This window comes from Psychromonas sp. MME2, assembly GCF_040566515.1.
Classification (GTDB): domain Bacteria; phylum Pseudomonadota; class Gammaproteobacteria; order Enterobacterales; family Psychromonadaceae; genus Psychromonas.
This window is the reverse complement of the sequence record NZ_JBEWXI010000002.1, coordinates 322,124-337,906: the sequence shown is the minus strand read 5'-3', so window position 1 is coordinate 337,906 and position 15,783 is coordinate 322,124. Positions and strand designations below refer to the sequence as shown.

General features: G+C 37.3%; 13 protein-coding genes and 3 pseudogenes. 1 reads left to right on the top strand and 15 read right to left on the bottom strand.

Features of this window, described 5'->3' with window-relative positions; translation table 11 throughout:
* Nucleotides 1-78 precede the first annotated feature (78 nt).
* Both glyS and glyQ read right to left on the bottom strand, forming a co-directional pair.
* The gene (glyS, locus tag AB1A03_RS01935) at nt 79-2,145 is read right to left on the bottom strand and encodes a glycine--tRNA ligase subunit beta (RefSeq protein WP_354622894.1); all 2,067 of its coding nucleotides are present in this window, start codon (nt 2,143-2,145) and stop codon (nt 79-81) included.
* A 43-nt stretch (nt 2,146-2,188) separates the two neighbouring features.
* Nucleotides 2,189-3,063 (bottom strand): annotated as a pseudogene (gene glyQ / locus AB1A03_RS01930) (glycine--tRNA ligase subunit alpha).
* A gap of 245 nt (nt 3,064-3,308) precedes the next feature.
* Between glyQ and AB1A03_RS01925 the strand changes: the two are divergent.
* Entirely contained in the window at nt 3,309-4,010 is a 702-nt protein-coding gene (locus AB1A03_RS01925) for a DUF2161 family putative PD-(D/E)XK-type phosphodiesterase (protein ID WP_354622893.1), read from the top strand.
* A gap of 46 nt (nt 4,011-4,056) precedes the next feature.
* Here the strand turns inward: AB1A03_RS01925 and AB1A03_RS01920 are convergent, their stop codons facing one another.
* The 13 genes and pseudogenes from AB1A03_RS01920 to mnmG form a co-directional block, all read right to left on the bottom strand.
* On the bottom strand, nt 4,057-4,482 hold the full coding sequence (locus AB1A03_RS01920) for a F0F1 ATP synthase subunit epsilon (RefSeq protein ID WP_354622892.1): 426 nt from the start codon (nt 4,480-4,482) through the stop codon (nt 4,057-4,059).
* 15 nt (nt 4,483-4,497) lie between these two features.
* Nucleotides 4,498-5,895: a F0F1 ATP synthase subunit beta gene (atpD, locus tag AB1A03_RS01915; RefSeq protein ID WP_354622891.1), complete on the bottom strand. Its 1,398-nt coding sequence runs from the start codon at nt 5,893-5,895 to the stop codon at nt 4,498-4,500.
* A gap of 36 nt (nt 5,896-5,931) precedes the next feature.
* A complete protein-coding gene (atpG, locus tag AB1A03_RS01910; RefSeq protein ID WP_354622890.1) occupies nt 5,932-6,798 on the bottom strand; it encodes a F0F1 ATP synthase subunit gamma in 867 nt (288 codons plus the stop codon).
* A gap of 49 nt (nt 6,799-6,847) precedes the next feature.
* Nucleotides 6,848-8,389: a F0F1 ATP synthase subunit alpha gene (gene atpA / locus AB1A03_RS01905; protein WP_354622889.1), complete on the bottom strand. Its 1,542-nt coding sequence runs from the start codon at nt 8,387-8,389 to the stop codon at nt 6,848-6,850.
* Nucleotides 8,390-8,401: 12 nt separating this feature from the next.
* Nucleotides 8,402-8,935, bottom strand: a complete 534-nt coding sequence (atpH, locus tag AB1A03_RS01900; protein WP_354622888.1) for a F0F1 ATP synthase subunit delta — start codon at nt 8,933-8,935, stop codon at nt 8,402-8,404.
* Between the two features lie 11 nt (nt 8,936-8,946).
* Nucleotides 8,947-9,417, bottom strand: a complete 471-nt coding sequence (gene atpF, locus AB1A03_RS01895) for a F0F1 ATP synthase subunit B (protein ID WP_354622887.1) — start codon at nt 9,415-9,417, stop codon at nt 8,947-8,949.
* 40 nt (nt 9,418-9,457) lie between these two features.
* On the bottom strand, nt 9,458-9,715 hold the full coding sequence (gene atpE, locus AB1A03_RS01890) for a F0F1 ATP synthase subunit C (RefSeq protein WP_354622885.1): 258 nt from the start codon (nt 9,713-9,715) through the stop codon (nt 9,458-9,460).
* A gap of 49 nt (nt 9,716-9,764) precedes the next feature.
* Nucleotides 9,765-10,586 (bottom strand): F0F1 ATP synthase subunit A, encoded by an 822-nt coding sequence (gene atpB, locus AB1A03_RS01885; RefSeq protein ID WP_354622884.1) that lies wholly within the window; start codon nt 10,584-10,586, stop codon nt 9,765-9,767.
* On the bottom strand, nt 10,576-10,980 hold the full coding sequence (locus tag AB1A03_RS01880; RefSeq protein WP_354622883.1) for an ATP synthase subunit I: 405 nt from the start codon (nt 10,978-10,980) through the stop codon (nt 10,576-10,578). The genes atpB and AB1A03_RS01880 overlap by 11 nt, the downstream gene beginning before the upstream one ends.
* 193 nt (nt 10,981-11,173) lie before the next feature.
* Nucleotides 11,174-12,096: pseudogene (locus AB1A03_RS01875) on the bottom strand (ParB/RepB/Spo0J family partition protein).
* Nucleotides 12,097-12,108: 12 nt separating this feature from the next.
* Entirely contained in the window at nt 12,109-12,903 is a 795-nt protein-coding gene (locus tag AB1A03_RS01870) for a ParA family protein (protein WP_354622882.1), read from the bottom strand.
* 39 nt (nt 12,904-12,942) lie between these two features.
* On the bottom strand, nt 12,943-13,566 hold the full coding sequence (rsmG, locus tag AB1A03_RS01865) for a 16S rRNA (guanine(527)-N(7))-methyltransferase RsmG (RefSeq protein WP_354622881.1): 624 nt from the start codon (nt 13,564-13,566) through the stop codon (nt 12,943-12,945).
* Nucleotide 13,567: 1 nt separating this feature from the next.
* Nucleotides 13,568-15,456: pseudogene (gene mnmG / locus AB1A03_RS01860) on the bottom strand (tRNA uridine-5-carboxymethylaminomethyl(34) synthesis enzyme MnmG).
* Nucleotides 15,457-15,783: the final 327 nt, after the last annotated feature.

The window sequence follows — 15,783 nt, the reverse complement described above, 5'->3', positions numbered from 1 at the left end:
TTCACGTGAAACAAAAAAGCTCAGTAATTACTGAGCTTTGAAATTAGCAATACAAATAATATTGTTAGTTAATCATCTCTATAAAACAGAGACATCAGCTACATTTAAAAATAATTGACGTAAACGGGCTAATAGCGCTAAACGATTTTGTTTAACTGACTCATTTTCATCCATCACCATGACATTGTCGAAGAACAGGTCTACAGGCGCTTGTAGAGATGCAAGTTCAAACAATGCTGACTCGTAGTCTCCTGATGCAAAAAGAGGGCTTAATTTGCTTTCTAGGGCGGTTAAAATCGCGTACAACGCTTTTTCTGCATCAGCTTCAAGCAAAGACTTATCAATATCACTACTGATAACACCAGTCACTTTCGCTAAAATATTACCAATACGTTTATTGGCGGCTGCGATAGGAGATGCTTCAGGTAGCTCTTGGAATTTAGCAACTGCTTGAATACGTTTTTCAAAATCAACAGGCTTAGTCGGACGACGATCCAATACTGATTGAATCAACTCAAGTGAATAACCACTTGCTTGATAAATAGAAGGGAGGCGTGCAAATAAGAAATCAACAACATCATTAGAAACATTATTGTTTGTGAGTTTTGAGCCATATTGTGCTTTGGCAATTTCAACCAATTCAACCATATCCAAATCTAAATTTTTATCCGTAATGATACGTAATAATCCGATAGCTGCGCGACGAAGTGCAAATGGGTCTTTATCACCCTTAGGTGCTTGGCCAATGCCGAATATACCTACTAGCGTATCGAGCTTATCAGCCAAAGATACTGCGCAAGCAACTAAAGAGGTTGGTAATTCATCACCAGAAAAACGTGGTAAATATTGTTCATTTAAAGCAATAGCAACTTCATCGTCTTCACAATCATGTCGGGCATAATACATTCCCATCACGCCTTGGACATCGGGGAATTCCATCACCATTTCAGTCATTAAATCGGTTTTAGATAATAACCCCGCGCGTTGCGCATGTTTAGTGTCCGCTTTTATTTGCACGGCAATATCTTCAGCGATGTTAGCGATACGTTCTGATTTTTCTTTTAAAGTGCCTAATTGTTGTTGGAATAAGACGCTTGATAAGGACTCTAAACGACTCGCTAATGATTTCTTTTTATCGGTTTCAAAGAAGAATTCAGCATCAGCTAAACGGGGACGAACAACTTTTTCATTACCACTAATGACTTGAGAAGGGTCACGACTAACAATATTTGAAACGAAAATAAAACGCGGTAATAAATTTCCAGACTTATCTAAAACAGGAAAATATTTCTGGTTATCTTTCATTGTATAAATCAGTGCTTCTGAAGGAACCGCTAAGAATTTTTCCTCAAAAGAGCCAACCAAGGTAACTGGCCATTCAACTAATGATGTCACTTCTTCAAGGAGGTCTTCATCTATCGCTGCGATACCATTTTCATGGGCAGCAACCGCTTCGACTTGATCGCGAATGATGGCTTTACGGCGTTCATAATCGACAATAACTTTACCGCTATCATCTAATATTTTTTCATAATTATTAGCGTGATCAAGCGTAAGTTCAGCTTCACCTAAAAAACGATGACCGCGGATAATACGCGCAGATTCTATCCCTAATAATTCACCTGCTATTAATTGGCTACCAAACAGCATACAGACAGTGTGAATTGGACGAATAAATTGAGTACTAGCAGAGCCCCAGCGCATCGGTTTAGGTATCGGTAATTTAGATAATGCAGATGCCGCAATACTTGGAATAAGTTGCTCAACAGGTAAGCCCTTCACTTCCGATTTGAATAACAACCACTCGCCTTTATCTGTGACTAAACGGTCAGCCTCTTCAATTGTTATGCCATTAGAACGAGCCCAGCCCAATGCAGCCTGACTTGCTTCACCCGCTTCATTAAAAGCAACATTAACAGCTGGACCACGTTTATCAATAACCTTATCAGGTTGAGTAGAAGCTAACCCTTTTACAATAAGCGCTAATCGACGAGGAGAAGCTAACCACCGAACATTTTCAAAAGCGAGTTCGGATTTTTCTAATTCAGCTTGGAAATTATTTGCAAATGCTTCGGCAAGCTTACGTAAAGACTTAGGAGGTAACTCTTCCGTACCTAGTTCAATTAATAAATTTTCTTGTGACATGTGACTCGCCTCTATTTGTCTTGTGCTTTACAAAGTGGGAAACCTAACGCTTCACGGGCGCTATAATAAGCTTCAGCAACTGCTTTCGATAAAGTACGTACACGTAAAATATAACGTTGACGTCCGTCACAGATATTGCGTGACGAGCATCTAATAAGTTAAAGGCATGTGAAGCTTTCATTACTTGCTCATAACCGGCAAAGGTAAACCCGCTGCAATTAATTTTTGGCTGTCTTGTTCACATTGATCAAACTGTGCGAATAACGCTTCTACATCTGCATGTTCAAAATTATAGGTAGATTGCTCTACCTCATTTTGATGGAATATATCACCATAGGTTACGCGTCCTAATGGGCCATCAGTCCAGAGTAAATCATAAATGCTATCAACCCCTTGAATATACATAGCAAGACGCTCAAGGCCATAGGTTATTTCACCAGTAACTGGTGCACATTCAAGGCCACCAACTTGTTGGAAATAAGTAAATTGAGTGACTTCCATACCATTTAGCCATATTTCCCAACCAAGTCCCCAAGCACCTAATGTTGGTGATTCCCAATTATCTTCCACAAAACGAATATCATGGATAGAAGTATCTATGCCTATCTCCTCAAGTGACTGCAAATAAAGTTCTTGAATATTTTTTGGAGATGGCTTTAATACGACTTGAAATTGGTAATAATGCTGTAGTCTATTAGGGTTTTCACCATAACGACCATCAGTTGGACGACGACACGGTTGTACATAGGCACTGCTCATCGGCTCAGGGCCTATTGAACGTAAGAAAGTTTGAGGGTGAAAGGTACCCGCTCCTACTTCCATGTCGAGAGGCTGGACAATAGCACAACCATTACGAGCCCAAAAATCTTGCAACGCAAGAATCAGCCCTTGAAATGTTTTAGTATCGAATTTTTGCATGATTTCGGCTTTGAGTTGATAGATAAATGGTGGTTATTATACCTATTAGATGCTAATGATAGCAATGTTAATCAACAAGTGAACGTATCAAGGTCCATTAATTTGGTACGGATTATATACTAGGCCGACAAAAACAATACCAAGAACAGTTTTTTTGGCATAGACATAATAGAATATTTGCCTTGATGATAAACAACCATTCATTTTATAAAACAGTTATCATTTAGCTAATAAGTATCATATATATGACGATTCCAAGACAAGAAACCGATCTCTATTTACCAATAAAACAGTTCCTTGAAACTCGCGACTATAGAGTAAAAGGCGAAATTAAAGATTGCGATATTGTTGCTGTAAAAAATAGTGGCGGAGATGAGCAAATTTTAATTATAGAGTTAAAATTAAAGCTTAATATTACCCTATTAATGCAAGCAGTAGAACGTTTTACACTTAGTGATGATGTCTATATTGCAATACCTAAAAACATCCCAATTTATAAGAAAAAAAGCAAACAAGTTAAAAAATTAATAGCACGGTTAGGTATCGGGTTGATTATTGTTGATATTCAAAAATCACAGAGTTATGTAGAAGTTGTTTGCAATCCAAAGGATTATCAACCAAGAAAAAACAAACCCAAACAGAAAGCGTTACTAAAGGAATTTTCGACACGCATAGGCGATACCCAAGAAGGAGGCGCGACTCGGAAAAAAGGGGGATTAACGGCTTATAGACAACGCACTATCAGGGTTGCTCAATACCTAAATGAATATCACCAAGCAACAGGCGCTGAAATCCATAAAAATATCATTGAAAAGCAAGCTAACAGTATCTTATATCAAAACTATTATGGTTGGTTTGATAAAATACAAAGAGGTGTTTATGGTTTATCTAAAACAGGAAAAGAAGAGTTAATATATTGGTTAGCTATACAAAAAAACAGTAATTAAAATAAAAAAGGCGATCCAATGATCGCCTTTTTTGTATAAAGTTAATTTACTTCTTGCGTGTTAACTTAATTGCTCGCAATTGTGCTACTGCTTGTGCTAACTGTGCTGTTACAAGCGCGTAGTCAATATCCTTAGAAGGATGAGCAATCTGCTGTTCTGCAGAACGTTTAGCTTCTTCAGCCTTCGCTTTATCTAAATCGACGCCACGAATAGCTGTATCAGCCAATACAGTTACACCACCAGGTTGAACTTCAATAAAGCCGCCTGATATATAAATAACTTCTTCTTCACCGTGTTGTTTTACCAATTGCACCATTCCTGGTTTAATTGGTGTTAACAGAGGTGTGTGACCAGGCATGATGCCTAATTCACCTTCCTGACCAGACACTTGTACATGTGAAACTCGCCCTGAAAAAATAGATTTTTCAGCGCTTACTACATCTAAATGTGTGGTCATAGCCTTAGTAGTCATAGTAACCTCCGGTTATTACAAGCCTTTTGCTTTTTCAACCGCTTCGTCAATAGTTCCTACATATAGAAAAGCCTGTTCAGGAATATCATCGAAATCACCAGCAATTAACCCTTTAAAGCCAGCTAATGTATCTTTAAGTGATACATATATGCCAGGCTGACCAGTAAAGACTTCAGCAACATGATAAGGTTGAGTAAGGAATTTCTCAATCTTACGAGCTCGAGCAACAACGAGTTTATCTTCTTCTGATAACTCATCCATACCCAAAATAGCAATAATATCTTTGAGCTCTTTATAACGTTGTAAAATGCCTTGTACACCACGAGCAACATTATAGTGCTCTGGACCAACTACTAAGGGATCAAGTTGACGTGAAGTTGAGTCAAGAGGATCGATTGCAGGGTAAAGACCCAGCGATGCGATGTTACGTGACAATACAACCGTTGCATCTAAGTGAGCAAAAGTAGTTGCTGGTGATGGATCTGTTAAATCATCCGCAGGTACGTATACCGCTTGGATAGACGTAATAGAACCCGTTTTAGTTGAAGTAATACGCTCTTGTAGAACCCCCATCTCTTCAGCTAGAGTTGGTTGGTAACCAACGGCTGAAGGCATACGGCCTAATAGTGCAGATACTTCTGTTCCTGCTAGCGTGTAACGGTATATATTATCGATAAATAATAATACGTCTTTACCTTCATCACGGAAACGTTCAGCCATAGTTAAACCTGTTAACGCAACGCGTAAACGGTTACCTGGTGGCTCATTCATTTGACCGTAAACCATCGCTACTTTTGATAACTCTGGTTTTTCTATATTTACAACGCCAGCTTCTTGCATCTCAAAGTAAAAATCATTACCTTCACGAGTACGCTCACCCACACCTGCAAATACTGATAAACCTGAATGTTTCAATGCAATATTATTGATAAGCTCCATCATATTGACGGTTTTACCAACACCCGCACCACCAAATAGACCTATTTTACCACCTTTTGCAAATGGGCAAACAAGGTCGATAACTTTAACACCGGTTTCTAGTAATGTTGTTGCACTAGATTGTTCTTCATATGAAGGTGGCTCTCGGTGAATAGCATATTTTTCTTCCGAAGCAATAGGCCCACATTCATCGATAGGCTCACCCAATACATTCACGATACGGCCTAATGTAGCCAAACCTACAGGTACTGAAATTGCTTCTTTTGTATCTGTTACTTCTAAACCACGACTTAAACCATCTGAAGCACCCATGGCGATACAGCGAACAACACCGCCACCAATTTGCTGTTGTACTTCCATGGTTAGATTCTTTGCAGTCACGATCAATGCGCTGTATATATTCGGTACAGCATCTTGTGGAAATTCTACATCCACAACAGCACCGATAATCTGAACGATTTTACCTGTACTCATCTCTGATCCTCTAAAATCTTAAGTATGTTAATTTGCTTATACCGCAGCAGCACCAGCACAAATCTCAGAAATTTCCTGAGTAATTGCGGATTGACGTGCTTTATTGGCAACAAGTTGTAATTCATCAATGATGTCACTAGCGTTATCCGTTGCAGCTTTCATCGCAACCATACGAGCAACTTGTTCACAAGCTAAGTTCTCGACAACGCCTTGATACACCTGGGATTCAACATAACGAATTAACAATGAATCTAAAATATCCTTAGCTTCACCTTCGTATATATAATCCCAGAGATCATTAGCCACCTCTTTATCACCTTCCGCTTTTGGTAAAGGTAATAATTGATTTACTGATGGTTCTTGTACCATGGTATTAATGAATTTATTGTTCACTATATATAAGCGATCGAGTTTATTTTGATCGTAGGCATCTAGCATAACTTTAACCGAACCGATTAAATCACTAACTGCAGGTTGATCACTCAAATTAGAAACTTGAGCAACAACATTTGCGCCTAAGTTATTGAAAAATGAGGCTGCTTTAGAGCCTATAGCAACTAAATCAACTTCTACTCCAGTTTCAGAATATTGCTGCATTTGTGCAATAACTGGTTTAAATAAATTAATATTTAAACCACCACATAAACCACGATCACTTGAAATGACAATATAACCAACACGCTTAATTTCTCTTTCTTCAAGATAAGGGTGGTGATATTCCAATTTACCAAGTGCGATATGACCGATCACTTTGCGCATAGTATTCGCATATGAAAGCGAACTAGCCATTCGCTCCTGTGCGCGTCGCATTTTTGATGCTGCGACCATTTGCATGGCACCAGTGATCTTTTGAGTGTTTTTAATACTCGCGATCTTATTTCTAATTTCTTTATCGCCTGCCATTTCCTACTCCTAATTAATGATTAGTTAACTACCTAAGTAGTTAAACTAATTACCAGGTTTGCGTCGCTTTGAAAGACTCCAAGATAGCCTTGAATTTCTCTTCAATTTCGTTGCTATAATCACCAGTTTCATTAATTTGGGCATAGAAATCAGCATGCTCATTTTTAGCGTAAGAAAGAAGGGATGCTTCAAAGTCTAATATTTTTTCAACTTCAACATCAATAAGATAACCTTTCTCTGCTGCAAATAGTGATAATGCTTGCTCCATAATTGACATTGGAGAATATTGCTTCTGCTTCATCAACTCTGTTACTTTCTTACCGTGGTCAAGCTGCTTACGCGTAGCATCATCTAAATCAGAAGCAAACTGAGCAAAAGCCGCTAACTCACGATATTGAGCAAGTGCGGTACGGATACCACCAGCTAGTTTTTTAATAACTTTACACTGTGCAGCACCACCAACACGCGATACAGATATACCTGGATCAACCGCTGGACGAGTACCATTATTAAATAACTCTGTCGTTAAGAATATTTGACCATCGGTAATAGATATAACGTTCGTTGGTACGAATGCCGATACGTCACCTGCTTGCGTTTCAATGATAGGTAATGCAGTTAAAGAACCTGTTTTACCTTTCACAGCACCTTTAGTGAATTTTTCAACATAATGCTCACTAACACGAGAAGCTCGCTCTAGTAGGCGTGAATGTAGATAAAAAACATCACCAGGGTAAGCTTCACGACCCGGTGGACGTTTTAGCAGTAATGAAATTTGGCGATAAGCAACAGCTTGTTTAGAAAGGTCATCATATACAATCAGTGCGTCTTCACCACGGTCACGGAAATACTCACCCATTGAACAGCCAGAGTAAGGCGCTAAATATTGCAGAGCAGCAGCTTCAGAAGCAGATGCAACAACAACGATGGTATTTTCAAGCGCGCCATGCTCTTCAAGTTTACGTACTACGTTTGCAATTGTTGACGCTTTTTGGCCGATAGCAACATATATTGAATATAGGCCAACTGATTTTTGATTGATAATAGCATCAATCGCAATAGCTGTTTTACCTACCTGGCGGTCACCGATAATTAATTCACGTTGACCACGACCAATTGGAACCATTGAATCAATCGCTTTCCAACCAGTTTGTACCGCTTGGTCAACTGATTTACGGTCGATAACACCCGGTGCAATAACCTCTACTGGAGAAAAACCGTCATTTATAATCGGTCCTTTTCCATCAATAGGCTCACCTAAGGTGTTTACAACACGACCTAATAAACCTTTACCAACTGGTACTTCTAGAATACGACCCGTTGATTTAACTTTTTGCCCTTCTTTAAGATCTAAATAAGGCCCCATTACTACCGCACCGACTGAGTCTCGCTCAAGGTTTAGTGCCATAGCAAAACTACCATTTGGTAATTCAATCATCTCACCTTGCATACAGTCAGCAAGGCCGTTAATACGAATAATACCATCGCTTACGGAAACAATTGTTCCTTCATTACGAGCTTCACTTACCGCTTCAAATTTAGAAATTCGTTGCTTGATAATATCGCTAATTTCTGTGGAATTCAGTTGCATGCTAATTTCCCATTAAGATTGTAAAGTTTTAGATAATCGACTTAATTGACTGCTCGCTGAGCTATCAATGACTAAGTCTCCCGCTGTAATTACCATGCCGGCAATAAGCGATTTATCAATACTACAATTTAGGTTTACTTTTCGTGCGAGACGTTTTTCTAACGATTCACTCAACTCATCTTTTTGCTTTTTAGTTAAAGCATATGCAGAGACGACTAATACATCGACCTCTTTTTTATACTCATTTTCTAATTCAGCATAGAGTTGTGCTACGCGAGGCAAAACACTCAAACGTCCATTTTCAGCCATTACCTTAATCAAGTTTTGACCATTCTCATCGAGTTGATCGCCACAAACATTAAGAAATAAATTGGCTAGCTCTTGTACCGCTTTATCACTTTTTACAAATTCAGCTATAACTGGATTTTTTACAACTTCAGCAGCAAATGACAACATGTCAGTCCAAGCATCAATTGTGTTATTTTCAACAGCAAATTCAAAAGCAGCTCTTGCATAAGGACGAGCTACAGTAGTCAATTCAGACATAAGCTCATTCCTTATAGTTTAGCAACCAATTTATCAATAATGTCGCTGTTCGCTTCTTTATCAATAGTACGCTTAATAATTTTCTCTGCACCTGCAATAGCAAGAGTAGAAACTTGTTGGCGTAACTCTTCACGAGCACGATTACGTTCAGCTTCTACTTCGGCTTGACCTTGCGTAATAATTTTTTGACGCTCGATTTCACCTTCAGCTTTAGCTTCTTCAACAATTTGCGTACGTCGCTTGTTAGCTTGTTCAATAATAACAACTGCTTGCGATTTAGCCTCTTTTAAACTTTCCGATGCTTTAACTTTTGCTAATTCAAGATTTTTAGCTGCACGTTCAGCCTGCGTTAAGCCATCCGAAATTAACTTTTGGCGAGCTTCGATTGCCGCAATTAATGGAGGCCACACAAACTTCATACAGAACCAAACAAAAAATGCAAATGCAATAGCTTGGCCTAAAAGGGTTGCGTTTATATTCATAACAGCTCCTTAATAATTATGTAAATTAGAGGATCCGTTACTAAGCTGGTAGTTGAGCTAGGAATGGGTTTGCAAATACAAAGAATAATGCAACACCAACTGCGATCATAGAGATAGCATCTAATAGACCAGCTACGATAAACATTTTAGTTTGTAATGCAGGACCAAGCTCTGGCTGGCGTGCAGTTGCTTCTAAGAATTTACCACCTAATAGAGCAAAACCTACCGCTGTACCAAATGCCGCTAGACCAATCATAAGTGCAACAGCAATAGCCGTAGAGCTGATAATAGTTTCCATTTTTTTCTCCAAGAATATTTAAAAATTATATAAAATTAAGTCGTTAATATTAGTGATCTTCATGCGCCATGCTGAGGTATACAATTGTCAGCATCATAAAAATAAAGGCCTGTAGCACAATAACCAAAATGTGGAATATCGCCCATGGCACTGAGAGTGCTGCTTGCGTCCACCAAGGCATTAATGCAATCAGAATAAAGATCAACTCACCTGCGTACAGGTTACCAAACAAACGAAGTGACAATGAAATTGGCTTCGCTATCAAAGAGATTGTTTCCAGTACTAAATTAACAGGAATAAATGCCCAATGATTAAAAGGTTGCAAGGTTAGCTCTTTTACAAACCCACCAGCGCCTTTGATCTTAATTGTATAGTAAACCATCAATGCAAATACACTTAGCGAAAGGCCAAAAGTGGTATTTAAATCGGTTGTTGGTACTATTTTAAGATAAGGAACACCTAGCAACTGCTTGGCGGCTTCAGGTACAAAGTCAACAGGGATTAGATCCATTAAGTTCATCAGGAAAATCCAGACGAAAATAGTCAGAGCTAATGGTGCAATAACCGGGCTACGACCATGAAAAGAGTCTTTTACCGAGTTATTAACAAATTCAACGAGTAGTTCTACAAAACATTGAAATTTGCCAGGGACACCAGTTGTTGCTTTTTGTCCAACCTTGTAAAAAATAAACAAGAACAGAACACCTAAGCCAACTGAAAACAGGAGTGAGTCAATATGCCAAGTCCAAAAACCAGCATCCGCACACGCATGATTAAATGCTATGCCACCATCAACAGTACACATTTGTGCATTGGTCAGGTGATGTTGGATATACGCTGAAGAAGTTAATACTTCATCTTTAGCTGTCATTTTTCATCCCGTTATTATTGTGAAAAAAGAAAGGCGCGAACCACTGTGATATTAATAAGCAAAAAAAAGCGCTATAAAAAGCTAATAAAGACAGCTTAAAATAACCCAAAAAAATACTAAATAAAATAACAGTTAATACGATTTTAATAGCCTCTCCGCCATAAAACCCCCTAATAATTAGCTTTGTTTTGCTCGCCCCTGCATGTGCAAAAGCCATTAAAACAAAAATAATATTAGGAAGTGTAAAAGTTATTCCCCCAGCTAATGCTGAATAACCAGATTTAACTGAAGAAAACACTGTTAAAATCAATGCTAAAAAAAGCATAATTAATAATTGAAAAGCAAGTAAACGAAAACCAGCTCGCTGATTTTTCTTTACGATTTTAGCAACCATTATGATTCCCTTTTACCACTTAAAATATATCAATAAAAGCAATTAGTGATTGTTTTAATGACATAAATCAAAGTATACCGACAAAATTGTTCAATGCAATATTGAGAGAGCCTGCAAATATAACAAGCAACCTGCTACATTTAACATTTTAAATAAAATCATTACAAAATAGACTCTTTGTCACAGAATAACATCAATTATTACTCTTTTTTATTTCAATATTATTTATTAATATATCTAAATCATGGACAGATGAATAATCTATCACTAATTTTCCAGCTCCCTTAGCTCCTATTTTAGCAGTTACATTTAAACCAAATATTTTTTGAAATTTTTCAATAATTTGCTCTGTTTTTTCGCAAGGAGGAGGGGCGTTTTTAATTATTTTTGGGGTTAATGAATTTTTAACTAAGCGTTCTGTTTCACGCACATTAAGTGATTTAGCAACGACAATCTTAGATAGAAATCCGACTGTAAATCATGATTGCAGCTAAGTAATGCTCGTGCATGCCCCATTTCAATATCACCGTGTTCGAGTAATACTTTTACGTTTTCATCCAAATTATTTAAACGTAACAAGTTACTGACCGTTATTCATGATTTACCGACTGCTTTTGCAACCTCATTATGGGTAAGCTCAAACTCCTCAAGAAGTCGCTTTAATGCAATAGCTTCTTCCATCGCATTAAGATTTTCACGCTGAATATTTTCAATAAGTGCAATGGCTATCGCTGCGTTATCTTCTACATTTTTAATTAAGCAAGGGACATATTCTAAGCCAACTAATTTTGCAGCTCGCCAACGGCGCTCACCAGCAATTATCTCATATTTTTGATGACCGGTTTCCCTAATTACCAATGGTTGTATGATGCCTTGAGCACGAATAGAATTAGCCAACTCATCTAATGCTTCGCTAGACATATCTCGACGAGGTTGATACTTCCCAGGCTGTAAAAAATTAACCTCTATATCAATTAAGCTACCTTTTACATCATCGACAAGCTGCTGTGTTTTCTCTGCATTAAAATCATGAGAAACCTGTTTATTACGGTTAACCGTACTACTACTTAATAATGAGTCGAGTCCTTTTCCTAGACCTCGTTTTTTCGCCAACATGTTCATTCCTATTTAGGCTGTTTCTACATTTTGGTTTGCAAATTGCTCTTCTCGTCTTAATATTTCACCGGCTAGTGCTAAATATGCACGAGCACCATTCGATGATTTATCATAATACATCACTGGCGTACCAAAACTTGGCGCTTCAGCAAGACGAATATTACGTGGAATAATGGTTCGATAAACTTTATCGCCAAAATGTTTTTTTAATTGATCCGATACATCCGATGATAAACGATTACGAGGATCATACATTGTACGTAGAATGCCTTCTATTTTAAGCTCTGAGTTCACAACAGAGGCCAATTTGCTGATTGTATCAATAAGAGCTGTTAAACCTTCTAGTGCAAAATATTCACATTGCATAGGAACTAAAACAGAATCAGAAGCTGTCATGGCATTAACGGTAAGCATATTTAATGATGGCGGACAATCTATAAAAATATAATCATATTTATTTTTATATTTTTCCAAGGCAGTGCGTAAACGCGTTTCTCGAGCAAAAAACTCCATTAATTTAACTTCTGCAGCAGTGACATCACTATTAGAAGCAACCAAGTCATAACCACCAGATGTGTTACTTTCAATGACTTGATCAAGAGGTAATTGATCAATCAATAAATCATAAGCACTATGGGCAACTTCATATTTATCAATACCGCTCCCCATTGTCGCATTTCCTTGTGGATATAAATCAATCACCAATACTTTGCGTTTCGTTGCCGCCATAGAAGCCGCAAGATTCACACAGGTTGTTGTTTTCCCCACACCACCTTTTTGGTTTGCTATTGCAATTATTTTGCCCACAAAAATATACTCTATATATGTTAATAATTAAGACTAAAATTAGATGCCTTTTATTTTTACTAAGCAACGTTCACCTTCAAGATTTGGTACTTGTAAGGAAATTGACTCTATAAATTCAAATGACTCGTTTAATTGTGCAATTTCAATCTCTGGAAATTGTCCTTTTAAAGCTAAAAAGTGACCTTTTTCATTGGGTAAATGTTTACACCAAAAAAGCATATCGTGTAGAGAAGCAAATGCACGACTCAATACTACATCAAATTTTTCTTCTGGTTGATATTCTTCAACTCGACTTTGTACCGTTGTAACATTTTTTAATCCAAGTTCAAGTATTGCTTGACGGATAAAACGAATCCGTTTTCCTAAGCTATCTAATAATACAAATTCTTTATCTGGATTTAATATTGCTAAAGGTAAACCAGGCAAACCAGGGCCTGTACCAACATCAATTAATCGTTTACCTTGGATATATGGTGAAACGACGATACTATCCATAATATGCTTAACAAGCATTTGCTTAGGATCTCGAACAGAAGTGAGATTGTAAGCCTTATTCCATTTACTAAGTAACTCAACAAGTTTTATTAACTTATCTTTTTGTATTTCAGTTACTTGCAAAGAGGTTTTTTCAAGCATCAGCTGTAATTCATCGAGCAAATTCATTTTATATCGCCTTCTGTCTTAAACCATTTTTTTTCAGATAAATAAGTAAAATAGAAATGGCTGCAGGTGTTATACCAGAAATACGAGATGCTTGACCTATATTTTCAGGTTTAATATCCATTAACTTGGTCAGGACTTCATTAGATAACCCTTTTATTGCTGAATAATCTAAATCCTGTGGTAATAATGTATTTTCATGACGTTTGAGTTTTTCAATCTCTTCTAATTGACGATCGATGTATCCCTGATATTTTATTTTAATTTCAACTTGCTCTGCAGCCTGTGGATTTTCGATAGCAGGGCCTAATCCTTCAATAGACATCAAACCTTCATAACTAACTTCTGGTCGGCGAATCATCGCTTCCAAAGTACTTTCACGCTGCATTGGTGTTTTCAGCAGTGCATTAATTTCATTGGCATTACTAGATGTAGGGTTAATCCACTGATTTCTTAAACGTTGTAACTCAATTTCTATTGCTTCTTGTTTTTCACTAAAAGCTTGCCAACGGATATCATCAACCAATCCAATTTCACGACCTTTTTCTGTTAAACGGGCATCGGCATTATCTTCACGTAATAATAAACGGTATTCAGCACGACTCGTAAACATGCGATACGGTTCTTTTGTACCTAATGTAGAAAGATCGTCAACTAATACACCTAAATAAGCTTGATCTCTACGTGGACACCATCCTTCTTTTTCTTGTACGAATAAACCTGCATTCATACCGGCTAATAAACCTTGAGCGCCAGCTTCTTCATAACCCGTTGTGCCGTTGATTTGCCCAGCAAAAAATAAACCTGCAATATATTTGTTTTCTAATGTTGATTTAAGATCACGAGGATCAAAATAATCATATTCAATCGCATAACCAGGACGAGTTACAAACGCATTTTCAAAACCTTTCATTGAACGGATAAATTCAATTTGCACATCAAAGGGTAAACTTGTTGATATACCATTAGGGTATATTTCATGGGTGGTTAACCCTTCTGGTTCAACAAAGATTTGATGTGAATTTTTATCCGAAAAACGACTTATTTTATCTTCGATAGAGGGACAATAACGAGGTCCAATGCCTTCTATTACACCAGAGTACATAGCACTACGATGTATATTTTTACGAATAATATCATGCGTTTTTTCATTGGTATGGGTTATATAGCAAGGTATTTGTCTTGGATGTTGGGCGCGATTACCTAAAAAAGAAAATACCGGAGTAATGTCGTCCCCATGCTGTGTTTCTAATACTGAGAAATCAATACTACGAGCATCAATACGTGCTGGCGTACCCGTTTTTAATCTTCCCATACGTAAAGGTAATGATTTTAAGCGTTGAGCAAGACCGATTGAAGCAGGATCTCCAGCTCTACCACCGCTATAATTTTTTTGCCCTATATGAATTAAACCATTTAAAAATGTACCAACAGTTAAAACAACCGTTTTAGCAGAAAAAATCACCCCCATTTTAGTGATCACCCCTGTTACGCGATCATTTTCAACAGTTAGATCTTCCACTTCTTGTTGGAATATTTTTAAGTTTTCTTGGTTTTCAAGTTTTTCCCTTATAGCCGCTTTGTATAGAAGTCGATCGGCTTGAGCACGGGTAGCTGAACTGCAGGTCCTTTACTTGAATTAAGCGTTCTAAACTGAATGCCGCCAAGATCTGCAGCCGTAGCCATTAAACCACCTAAAGCATCAATTTCTTTAACTAAATGACCTTTGCCAATACCACCAATAGCAGGATTACATGACATTTGACCTAATGTTTCAATATTGTGGGTTAATAATAACGTGTTCATACCCATACGAGCGGCAGCAGAAGCTGCTTCTGTACCGGCATGACCACCGCCTACAACAATGACATCAAAATATTCGTGGTAATTCATTTATTTTCCAAAACAGATTAGTTAAAAAGCTAAACAGGATTTTACTCTTTTATCGACTAAAGGAAAACAGATAAGATCAAAACAATAGTATTAGTAGTATATATAGATCTTTAAAGATCTTTATTATTACACTTATTAAGTAAATGAATTTCTGTGTAAAAAGTCGTTTAAATTATAAAGATCAGGATCTTACAGTGGATCTTTAAATGTGTGTAAAAAGAGATCTTTCTGAGTCTATATCAGGGATAAAAATGGTCTTTATACACACTTAAAATAGTCCACATATTTATGCATAAATTAAACAAGAATAATTCATAAGTTATAAAT

Bases quoted from the DNA above. Each gene is read 5' to 3' on its own strand.
- glyS (WP_354622894.1), bottom strand. From the start codon at position 2,145: ATGTCACAAGAAAATTTATTAATTGAACTAGGTACGGAAGAGTTACCT.
- AB1A03_RS01925 (WP_354622893.1), top strand. From the start codon at position 3,309: ATGACGATTCCAAGACAAGAAACCGATCTCTATTTACCAATAAAACAG.
- AB1A03_RS01920 (WP_354622892.1), bottom strand. From the start codon at position 4,482: ATGACTACTAAGGCTATGACCACACATTTAGATGTAGTAAGCGCTGAA.
- atpD (WP_354622891.1), bottom strand. From the start codon at position 5,895: ATGAGTACAGGTAAAATCGTTCAGATTATCGGTGCTGTTGTGGATGTA.
- atpG (WP_354622890.1), bottom strand. From the start codon at position 6,798: ATGGCAGGCGATAAAGAAATTAGAAATAAGATCGCGAGTATTAAAAAC.
- atpA (WP_354622889.1), bottom strand. From the start codon at position 8,389: ATGCAACTGAATTCCACAGAAATTAGCGATATTATCAAGCAACGAATT.
- atpH (WP_354622888.1), bottom strand. From the start codon at position 8,935: ATGTCTGAATTGACTACTGTAGCTCGTCCTTATGCAAGAGCTGCTTTT.
- atpF (WP_354622887.1), bottom strand. From the start codon at position 9,417: ATGAATATAAACGCAACCCTTTTAGGCCAAGCTATTGCATTTGCATTT.
- atpE (WP_354622885.1), bottom strand. From the start codon at position 9,715: ATGGAAACTATTATCAGCTCTACGGCTATTGCTGTTGCACTTATGATT.
- atpB (WP_354622884.1), bottom strand. From the start codon at position 10,586: ATGACAGCTAAAGATGAAGTATTAACTTCTTCAGCGTATATCCAACAT.
- AB1A03_RS01880 (WP_354622883.1), bottom strand. From the start codon at position 10,980: ATGGTTGCTAAAATCGTAAAGAAAAATCAGCGAGCTGGTTTTCGTTTA.
- rsmG (WP_354622881.1), bottom strand. From the start codon at position 13,566: ATGAATTTGCTCGATGAATTACAGCTGATGCTTGAAAAAACCTCTTTG.